This is a genomic window from Bacillus cereus group sp. BfR-BA-01360 (genome assembly GCF_022663595.1).
In the GTDB taxonomy this organism is placed as follows: Bacteria; Bacillota; Bacilli; order Bacillales; family Bacillaceae_G; genus Bacillus_A; species Bacillus_A cytotoxicus.
Genome location: NZ_JAKUFV010000115.1, coordinates 1 through 205 on the forward strand (window position 1 = coordinate 1; position 205 = coordinate 205).

The window sequence follows — 205 nt, forward strand, 5'->3', positions numbered from 1 at the left end:
GTTTCGATTCTTGCTGAAACAGAAGTACAAGAACTTCCTAAAACATGTTCATCTGTTGGCATGGATGTTGGTCTTAAAGATTTTGCGATTCTTTCAACAGGTGAAGTTTTTGGTAATCCTAAATGGTTTCGTAAACTAGAAGAAAAATTAGCGAAAGCACAACGTGTTCTTTCTAGGCGACAGGAATTAGCGTTAAAACGAAAAT

The 205-nt window shown here is 36.1% G+C and carries 1 protein-coding gene; it reads left to right on the top strand.

Annotated elements, in window-relative coordinates:
- A partial coding sequence (locus tag MR056_RS22190) for a transposase (protein WP_242136747.1) occupies nucleotides 1–205 on the top strand: 205 nt, incomplete at both ends.